This window comes from Candidatus Limimorpha sp. (assembly GCF_056203535.1).
This window is the reverse complement of record NZ_JBADWU010000117.1, coordinates 1-9,246: the sequence shown is the minus strand read 5'-3', so window position 1 is coordinate 9,246 and position 9,246 is coordinate 1. Positions and strand designations below refer to the sequence as shown.

General features: G+C 45.2%; 10 protein-coding genes. 9 read left to right on the top strand and 1 reads right to left on the bottom strand.

What is annotated here, in order from left to right:
* Positions 1–495, bottom strand: a 495-nt coding sequence (locus AC06MN_RS14565) for an adenosylhomocysteinase (RefSeq protein WP_475673102.1), incomplete at its 3' end; no start/stop codon positions are given.
* A 260-nt stretch (positions 496–755) separates the two neighbouring features.
* Here AC06MN_RS14565 and AC06MN_RS14560 point away from each other — a divergent pair.
* The 9 genes from AC06MN_RS14560 to AC06MN_RS14520 all read left to right on the top strand — a co-directional run bounded on the left by AC06MN_RS14560 (position 756) and on the right by AC06MN_RS14520 (position 9,098).
* The gene (locus AC06MN_RS14560) at positions 756–1,220 is read left to right on the top strand and encodes a GAF domain-containing protein (protein WP_475673101.1); all 465 of its coding nucleotides are present in this window, start codon (positions 756–758) and stop codon (positions 1,218–1,220) included.
* A gap of 17 nt (positions 1,221–1,237) precedes the next feature.
* Positions 1,238–2,545, top strand: coding sequence for an MATE family efflux transporter (locus AC06MN_RS14555; protein WP_475673100.1), 1,308 nt, complete (start codon positions 1,238–1,240; stop codon positions 2,543–2,545).
* A gap of 109 nt (positions 2,546–2,654) precedes the next feature.
* Positions 2,655–3,821, top strand: a complete 1,167-nt coding sequence (locus AC06MN_RS14550) for a PDDEXK nuclease domain-containing protein (RefSeq protein WP_475673099.1) — start codon at positions 2,655–2,657, stop codon at positions 3,819–3,821.
* A gap of 158 nt (positions 3,822–3,979) precedes the next feature.
* Positions 3,980–5,155, top strand: coding sequence for an ATP-binding protein (locus tag AC06MN_RS14545; RefSeq protein WP_475673098.1), 1,176 nt, complete (start codon positions 3,980–3,982; stop codon positions 5,153–5,155).
* A gap of 17 nt (positions 5,156–5,172) precedes the next feature.
* Complete coding sequence (locus tag AC06MN_RS14540; protein ID WP_475673097.1) at positions 5,173–5,490, top strand: DUF6078 family protein; 318 nt, start codon at positions 5,173–5,175, stop codon at positions 5,488–5,490.
* Between the two features lie 2 nt (positions 5,491–5,492).
* Positions 5,493–6,089, top strand: coding sequence for a hypothetical protein (locus AC06MN_RS14535; protein ID WP_475673096.1), 597 nt, complete (start codon positions 5,493–5,495; stop codon positions 6,087–6,089).
* Positions 6,090–6,218: 129 nt separating this feature from the next.
* A complete protein-coding gene (locus AC06MN_RS14530; RefSeq protein ID WP_475673095.1) occupies positions 6,219–6,746 on the top strand; it encodes a TrmH family RNA methyltransferase in 528 nt (175 codons plus the stop codon).
* Entirely contained in the window at positions 6,743–7,438 is a 696-nt protein-coding gene (locus tag AC06MN_RS14525) for a YjjG family noncanonical pyrimidine nucleotidase (protein ID WP_475673094.1), read from the top strand. Before AC06MN_RS14530 ends, AC06MN_RS14525 begins: the two co-directional genes overlap by 4 nt.
* A gap of 364 nt (positions 7,439–7,802) precedes the next feature.
* Positions 7,803–9,098 (top strand): ATP-binding protein, encoded by a 1,296-nt coding sequence (locus AC06MN_RS14520; RefSeq protein ID WP_475673093.1) that lies wholly within the window; start codon positions 7,803–7,805, stop codon positions 9,096–9,098.
* Positions 9,099–9,246 lie beyond the last annotated feature (148 nt).

Here is a 9,246-nt window from a genome sequence, read left to right as displayed (position 1 = left end):
CTCGCTTTCGGTAGGTGCATCGAGCAGTTTAGGGTCGTTTTCGCAGGCATAACCCTTATGTATTAATAAGGTGGCATCGCCGCCATCGTCAACGATGAGGTCCGGACCTGTTCCATCGGGGAAAGTGATGGCGCGTTTGGTACACCACCAGTAATCTTCGAGCGTTTCGCCTTTCCATGCAAAAACGGAAGTGCCTGTTTCGGCAATGGCGGCGGCGGCATTGTCCTGTGTGGAGAAAATGTTGCAGCTGCACCAGCGCACGGTTGCGCCCAACTCGACCAAAGTCTCAATCAGGCAAGCCGTTTGGATGGTCATGTGAAGCGAACCCATAATCTTGGCACCCTTTAAAGGTTTTTCCTGACCATATTTCTTACGCAGCGCCATAAGGCCTGGCATTTCGTGTTCGGAAACTTCGATTTCCTTTCTTCCCCATGCGGCAAGACTCATATCGGCTACCAAACAAGGGAGTTTACTGTCTAAAAGTCTGTTATCCATTATATTAAATTTTCAAAAAAAATAGATTTCTTTCTAATTTAATTCAATAATCAAAACGATCTACCTTTCTATTAAAACTTCAACATTCTAACTTCATAAACAATTCTATTATTTCAGGCTCAACCAAATCCAACCGATGCCTTCGAGCCTGTCTTTCAACAACAAACGTGTATTTACTGCTATTTTCAAGTCAATCAAATTAAAACGCAAAAATAAGAAATAATCAGTTAAAATCGTAATTTTGCAGCGGATTTAAAGAAATGGAAGATAGAATTGAAAAATACGAGTTGCTCATCAAACAAATGCGTTGCATGAAGGAAAACGAAAAAGATGAAATCGCATTGATGGCAAATGCATCATCATTGCTCAGTGAAGTGTTCCCTTGGCATTGGATTGGCTTTTACAGAGTGATTGATAATCAATTGGTTTTAGGACCATTCCAAGGACCTGTCGCCTGCACACGAATTGCTTTCAACAAAGGCGTTTGCGGAACGACATGGGCAAGGAAAGAGACCATCGTTGTGCCCGATGTGGAGCAATTTCCAGGTCACATCGCTTGCAGTTCGCTTTCGCGTTCCGAAATCGTCGTCCCGATTTTCGACAAAAACGGCGAAGTGAAATCCATCCTCGACATCGATAGCACCGAACTTGACGCCTTCGACGAAACCGACCAACACTATTTGGAAGCATTTTGCGCCTTATTTTCGGATAACAGGCCCGCATAAGACTTGTTCGAACAATCATGGCAGAAACACTATCAGTCAGAAAACAACTTTTTCAGTACGCATTTCCCAGCATCATCGGTATGCTGATTGTTGGCATCCAGACCTTTATCGACGGCATTTTCGTCAGCAGAGGTGTAGGAGCCATCGGTTTGGCCGCCATAAACCTTTCCATGCCGCTCATTAGCGTGATGCTCAGCGTCGCCATCATGATAATCTCCGGCGGCGTGGTCATTGCAGGCATTGCCAAAGGCCGTGGCGATGAAGAACGCGCCAAAGGCTACACCACCTTGACCTTTACGGTTTTGGTCAGTTCCATGCTGATTCTCTCCGCATTGCTTTTGCTCAACTTAAAGGGAATCTGCTATTTACTTGGCAGCAACGACGAAGTCTACCCCTTCGTCAGGAAATATTTAGGCATTATCGGCGGCGCTTTCATTTTCTATTGCATTCCGAATTTCACGGAAGCTTTCACCCGTTTTGCGGGCAAGCCGAACTGGGTTTTCCTGAGCGGCACCATCTGTTGCGTAGTGAATGTCGTTTTGGATTATTTCTTCGTCCTGAAATTCAACTGGGGCGTCTCGGGAGCCGCCATCGCCACCTGCATCGCCAATTCATCGGCGGCTGTAGTACTTGCGCCCAACGTGAAAATGGGCCGATTGAAAGGCGGCTGGCGGCAAGTGGGAAAGATTTTCTACAACGGCAGTTCCGAGATGCTGACATCCGTTTCGGCAGCCATTACCACTTTCATTTTCAATCTTTTCCTGATGCGCGAAATCGGGCCAAATGGCGTGGCGGCACTCACCATCGTCTGTTATATCAACTTTGCCGTCAACATGTCGATTTTCGGATTGTCACAGGCGCTTTATCCGCTGATGTCGTTCAATGTCGGGGCAAAAGATTATGGCCGCATCAAGTCGCTGCTTTACAATTCATTGCTTTTCAGCGGCATCATTGGCGTTTCCATTTATCTGATTGCCTTGATTTTCAGGCAAGGCATCGTCAATGTTTTCGCCAATGGCGACATGGAATTAGCGGCACTCACTACTACCGCCATGACTTACATCACCTTGCATTACTTGGTGTCGTTTGTCAACATCATCGGCACAAGTTTCCACACTGCCATCGAGCGGCCTTTGGAGTCGGCCATCATCGCCTTGTGCCGTTCCATTGTCTTTGTCCTGATTCCGCTTTTCGCCCTCTCGCCCCTCATCGGGCAAATGGCCATCTGGCTTTCCATGCCGATTGCAGAAACTTTGACGCTGTTTGTGAGCATTCCGCTAATGATGAAGTCGATGAAAAAACTGAAGGCGAAAATGCAAAACTGATTATCCCGTCCAAATATCTAACCATAACCGTCACTCATTCTTTTTCTGTCGAGATAGTTCTATTGTATTGATGTTTTTCGTATTTTCGCAATGAAAAACACGAGCAAACATGGTAGAAAAAACGGCAACCACAATCCTCCAATCTAACTATTTACAAGCAGTTAAGGCAATCAAAGATGCGATTCAAACAACTCGCATCCGCACATCGAAACTTGTCAACAAGGAATTATTGTCGCTATACTACGCCATAGGCAAATACATATCAATGAACAGCCGCACTGCTCAATGGGGGTCGGGTGCAATTGCTACCATCTCAAAAAGTCTACAGCAGGAATTGCCCGGACTTAGAGGATTTTCGGAGGGTAATATGCGAAAAATGCGTATATTTTATGAGGAATGGTGCGGTATATTTGATAACCGTCCATCAACAACGGACGATTTAGATGTTACCGACACTAATAATCGTGCGCTGTCAACGCACGAAATCATAATGCCATTATCCGATGATGTAGAAATTCGTGCGTTGATGACGCACAAATTAGATGACGGACAACTCGAAGACTTTTTAAACATAGGCTTTACTCATCATTATGAAATAATCAAACACGCCACCACTTTTAACGAACGCCTTCTCTTCATTCAAAAATGTTCACGCGAATTTTGGAATGTTGACACACTGAAATATCATCTGAACGAAGACCGCAGCAAGACAGAAATTCTCACAACCAACTTTGCCCGAACCATTGATAACGAATCTTTCCGAAGAAGAGCAATTGCTTCATTCAGAGACGAATACAACCTTCCTTTTGTCGAAATCAACGATGACAACGATTTCCCCGAAAAACAATTAGAACTATCCATTGTGAACAACATAAAGAAATTTCTCCTCGCTTTGGGTAACGGCTTTACATTCGTGGGCAACCAATATCGCGTGGTAGTCGATGACAAGGAATACTTTATCGACCTGCTTTTTTTCAACAGAAAAATCAAAAGCCTCGTCTGCATCGAACTCAAATACGGTGAGTTCAAGCCTGAATATGCCGGCAAACTCAACTTCTACCTTTCGGCCTTAGATGAGTATGTGAAACTACCCGACGAAAATCCTTCCATTGGCATCATTCTCTGCCACTCAAAAAGCCAAAAGACGGTTGAGTTTTCTTTCCGCGACACATCAAAACCCATGGGCGTTGCCACCTATAAAACAGCACGCGAGCTTCCCACAATGTACCAAAACATTTTGCCCGACGAAGAAGAATGGAAAAAGCTGATGGAATAATTCGTTTTTTCAGCAAAATCCGTCATTCAAAAGTTCAATTTTCCCTCATTGAGGGACAATTTCGATAAAAATCTCCCTCATTGAGGGACAAAAACATGCAAAATCATCCCTCATTGAGGGATTTTATGTATTTTTGCAGCGTTTAAAGACCAAAAGACATGTTAGACAACAGCCTATACGAATACATGGATGCCATGCTGAAACAGACCCCAGTCAGCATGAAACGATACATTTTTGACGACATTGCCTGGGATGCGCACATGGTGGGTATTGTCGGCCCACGAGGTGTAGGAAAATCGACCATGCTTCTGCAATACATTCTTTCACATCGAGACACGAGCAAGATGCTATATGTATCCGCTGATAATGTGTATTTCTCATCACATACCATCGTTGAAACGGCAGACACTTTCGTCAAAGAGGGTGGCGAGCACCTTTTCATTGACGAAGTCCATAAATACAAGGACTGGTCGAGAGAATTGAAACAACTGCATGATGTTCATCCGAAACTGAAAATCACATTTACAGGCTCATCGGTGCTTGACATCTACAAAGGCGAAGCCGATTTGAGCCGGCGGGCATTGATTTACACCATGCAAGGACTTTCTTTCCGCGAATATCTTGAACTGTTTCACGGCATACGGAGCAAGATCTATTCGTTAGATGAGATTTTAAACCATCAGGTTTCCGTAACAGAAATGGAGCATCCGTTGCCGTTATTCCGCGATTATCTGAAGCGAGGCTATTATCCCTTTGCAAAAGAAATCGGTTTTGAATACCGTATGCAACAGGTGATTAGCCAGACCACCGAATCGGACATTGCACAATATGCCGACATGAAGGCTTCGACGGCAAGGAAACTGAAGCAGATGCTGAGCATAATCTCCACACTCGCGCCTTACAAACCAAATGCTGACAATCTAGCCCGCGAATTGTCCGTCAGCAAGAATAACGTGCCCGACTACCTTGTCTATTTGGAAATGGCAGGAATGATTGGCCAGCTGCGAGACGACACGGGGGGAATGCGCGGACTCGGCAAAGTGGAAAAAGTATACATCGACAACCCAAGCCTGATGACGGCTTTGGCGAGTGGCATCCCCGACATCGGCAACATCAGGGAAACATTTTTCTATAACCAAATGAGGGTTCGCAACGACATAATCTCCTCGCGCGAATCCGACTTCTGCATCGACAAATTCACATTCGAAATAGGAGGCAAAAAGAAAGGGAAAAAACAGATAGAAGATGTTCCCAACGGCATTATCGTCCGCGATGACATTGAAGTCGGGCACGGTATTATCGTTCCGCTTTGGATGTTTGGAATGAATTATTGAAAAAATGCAATACGACCATGAAAAAGACATACAAAGAACTGCCAAAGAATTATCCCGTTTGCGGACATGAAGATTGCCCTATGGCTGACAGTTGTCTGCATCGGCAAGCATTCATCAAACTGATTGAGACAGAAAATTTTCTGCGCCTCATCAATCCGCGACATTGCGACACGAATGCCAGTTGCAAATACTACCGCAGCAACACTCCCGTGCTATTTGCCCGAGGCTTTGTCAACTTCCAGCAGAAAATGTTTCCCGAACTTATCTATTGGGATCCGCTTTTTTTTAGCAGACACAATGAATTAATATGTATCTTTGCAAAGAAAATACAATAAACATGAGTAGGTTTTTCTTGAGCATTACAAAAAAGCATTGTCTAATTTCATTAATGTTGCTTGTTGTTACAATTCTTCCGTCATGTGGCTATATTAGGGAACTCCCGGTAAATAATAGTGGCGACGGAGCTATCATTTTTATTACAATTTTAAATAAAAAGGAAGGTATGGGCAGAGATTTCATGGTTATCGAAAATGTTGACACTAAAGAACGAATTGTATCATCTCCCGTGAACAAGCCAGCCCATAATTTTTGCTTCCCTAACACACCTCCTGGTCGGTATCAGGTTGTTTCCGCCGAATTTTGTCGACAGATTGGCAATGTCCTTTATTCTTATAAAAATAACTCTCAAGAGTTGAAAGATTATTTTGGTGTTTTTTCGGTGAGACCTGGGGAAAAAGTGTATTTGGGAGATTATGTTTTTTATGATGCAAATACTAAAACAAATCTATTTTTCCATAAAGTCGAACTCAAATTATCCTTTAATGACAAGCAGGAGGTGCCGAAAGGAATTTTAGAAATGGTGGAAAAATCTGATTGGAAAGATGGCGAATTCAAAATGTTATCACCGAATAAGAAAATTTTTGATTTTTATTGATTTTTTGATGTAGTTAATCAGCCACTCAGATTTATCCCTGGTTTCTACTAAAGTCCTCCTCAAAAAGCCCCCATGCTTTTTAAAGATTTATCCCTCCATATATATATTTGCAGCCGAAACTAACGCAATATGGCTTACATCAAATCCAACGACCTCTTTGAGCAAATCCCCACCGAGGACATTTACAAACACATCCCCCACCCAATCGTCATTGCCGACCATCTGATGACCCCCGACAACATGGGTGCCATGATTCGCATTTCCGACAACATCGGGGCTTTAGAAATGTGCTTTTTGGGCACGGAATCAAAACACAGCCTGGGCAAGGTGCGCCGCGCCGCCGCTTCAAGTCGCGGCAACATAAAATGGTATTTCACCGAAGAGACGAATCTCCGCAACATCGTTCCAGAAGGCAAGACCATCGTCGCCATCGAGACTACCGACGATGCCACCTGCATCTACGACACCGAATTGCCCGACGATGTGGCCTTTATCGTAGGCAGCGAAAGCCAAGGCCTCAGCGAAGAATTGTTAAGTCAATGCGACATGGCGGTTTACATCCCCGTTCCAGGCCCCACCCGCTCGCTCAATGTAAGTCATGCCGCAGCCGTAGCACTTTTCGAATGGCAAAGACAAATGATCAAGAAGCACTTATGAAAAACTACCGACATATTTTCTTCGACCTCGACCGCACCCTTTGGGATTTCGATGCCGCCGCAGAAGTGGCCTTTGAGATGATTTACGACCAATACAATCTGAAAGCCTTAGGCATTCCTTCCGCGCACGAATTTCACGAAATCTACCATCCCATCAACGCCAAGATGTGGGAACTTTACCGCGAGGATAAGATCACGAAAGAATTCCTATGTCGCGAGCGTTTCGTCCAGCCGCTTGCCGTTTACGACATTCACGATGTCGAACTTGCCGACAACTTGGGCCGTGATTACGAATACCATTCGCCCCGCATCATCCGCCTCATTCCCGGCACAATGGAATTGCTCGAATATCTGAAGCCGAAATATCATTTACACCTGATTACCAACGGTTTTCAGGAAATCCAGCACACCAAGTTGGGTGGCTCGGGCATGGAACCATATTTCGACACTTTGACTGTCTCGGAAGAAGTCGGCGTAAAGAAGCCCAATCCTGAAATTTTCCGTTTCGCGCTTCGCAAAGCCAATGCAACTGCCGAAGAAAGCATTATGATTGGCGACGAAATGGAAGTTGACATCGATGGCGCCCGTACAGCCGGCATCGACCAAATCTTTTTCAATGCAGCAGGGACAGCTCACGAAGGCAGCACTACCTACGAAGTGAAATCCTTATTGGATATTATGGGAATCCTATAGCCATTCATCATTATCAGCGCGCGACCGTAGCCGCCACAACTGCTGAAAGGATAAGCCTAAGGCTGCAGTATAACGGAAGCAATAATATATTTTAGGCCCAGCATGAAGGCTATAAAATGGGAAAGCCGAAAGGCTGGTTTGAATCAAGCGGTTGCGAGATTCAGAGTCGGATAAACAAAAGTTTTATGGGTTTTGATTGTTTTGGTTATTAAAAAGACATTAAAAAGCGGCAGCTAAATGCCGGATCAAAAATCGGCCAAATACCGGATTAAAAATCGGCCAAATGCCGGAAAAGGTTTTAAATAATTTATTGCAAATCAAGAAAAAATAGTATTTTTGCAGCATCTTAAAAAAAGAGAAGTTTATGGAAGGATACAGACCTCGGATAGCCGACAAGTTATTGGCGGAATTGCTTGAAGCTTGTGGCTGCGTTTTGCTTGAAGGAAGCAAATGGTGCGGAAAGACAACTACAGCCGAACAGTCGGCGGGCAGCATTGTTTATATGGCTGATCCTGTCGAAGGAGAACGCAACAGGCAACTGGCAAAAGCCACACCTCATTTCCTACTTCAAGGAGCAACGCCGCGCTTGATTGACGAGTGGCAGGTCGTGCCTACGCTTTGGGATGCAATCCGTGGAGAGGCGGATCATCGCCGCGCATTGGGACAATTCATCATCACTGGTTCTGCTGTTCCTGCCGACAGAAAGGAAATAGTTCATACCGGCACAGGGCGAATCACGCCTTTGCTGATGAGGCCGATGTCGCTCTGGGAGTCGGGCGACAGCAATGGAGAGATAAGCCTCGAAGCTTTGTTCTCAACGCCGGAACAACTTATGGCAGAAAACGAAATCGACATTGAAGAATTGGCTTATTTGGTGTGTCGTGGCGGCTGGCCTATGGCGACTTTGACAAGCAACCGCAAGGCCGCCTTGAAGCAGGCAACCATCTATTATAATGGCATTATTGGCACAGGAGACGGCTCCGATTCCGACATATCGCGGGCAGACAATGTCAGGCGAAATCCAGAACGGGTAAAACGTCTCATGCGCAGCCTCAGCCGTCATCAGGGAACGCAGGCATCATTAGGAACGATATATAACGACATGATGGTCAACGACGATTCGACATTAAACGAAGAGACCATTTCATCGTATATTTCGGCTTTGAAGAAAATCTTCACCATCGAAGACATGCCGGCTTGGAATCCCGCATTGCGCAGCAAGACAGCTGTACGCACCTCTGATACGCGCTATTTCGTTGACCCAAGCATCGCTGTGGCAGCTTTGAGGATAAGCCCCAACGATCTCATTAACGACCTTGAGACTTTCGGGCTGTTTTTCGAGTGCATGGCCATCCGCGATCTTCGCGTCTTTGCCGATGCCTTGGACGGAACCGTTTATCATTATCGCGACAAAAACAACTTGGAATGTGATGCTGTCGTACATCTTGAAAACGGCAAATATGGCCTAATTGAGATAAAACTGGGAGGAAACGACAACATTGAAGCCGCAGCTTCATCCCTAAAGGCATTGTCAGGCAAAATCGACACTTCTCGGATGCCGAATCCATCATTCCTAATGGTTTTAATTGGTGTCGGCAAGTATGCCTACCGCAGGGAAGATGGCGTGTATGTAGTACCAATAGGATGCCTGAAGCCGTAATGCTTTTTTCATTCCTTCACCCATTTCCCCGATTCGATTTCACGCAAGGTCGGATTGGAGACGTTGCACGCAACGTCTCTATCGGCCTACCACCACGCGGCAAATGCGGTTTGTGCCATCGGCTTCCGTCACCTTCAGCAGGTAAACG

Excerpts from the sequence above, each read along its gene's own strand:
- AC06MN_RS14545 (WP_475673098.1), top strand. The coding sequence starts at position 3,980 with ATGTTAGACAACAGCCTATACGAATACATGGATGCCATGCTGAAACAG.
- AC06MN_RS14535 (WP_475673096.1), top strand. The coding sequence starts at position 5,493 with ATGAGTAGGTTTTTCTTGAGCATTACAAAAAAGCATTGTCTAATTTCA.
- AC06MN_RS14560 (WP_475673101.1), top strand. The coding sequence starts at position 756 with ATGGAAGATAGAATTGAAAAATACGAGTTGCTCATCAAACAAATGCGT.
- AC06MN_RS14520 (WP_475673093.1), top strand. The coding sequence starts at position 7,803 with ATGGAAGGATACAGACCTCGGATAGCCGACAAGTTATTGGCGGAATTG.
- AC06MN_RS14530 (WP_475673095.1), top strand. The coding sequence starts at position 6,219 with ATGGCTTACATCAAATCCAACGACCTCTTTGAGCAAATCCCCACCGAG.
- AC06MN_RS14550 (WP_475673099.1), top strand. The coding sequence starts at position 2,655 with ATGGTAGAAAAAACGGCAACCACAATCCTCCAATCTAACTATTTACAA.
- AC06MN_RS14540 (WP_475673097.1), top strand. The coding sequence starts at position 5,173 with ATGAAAAAGACATACAAAGAACTGCCAAAGAATTATCCCGTTTGCGGA.
- AC06MN_RS14525 (WP_475673094.1), top strand. The coding sequence starts at position 6,743 with ATGAAAAACTACCGACATATTTTCTTCGACCTCGACCGCACCCTTTGG.
- AC06MN_RS14555 (WP_475673100.1), top strand. The coding sequence starts at position 1,238 with ATGGCAGAAACACTATCAGTCAGAAAACAACTTTTTCAGTACGCATTT.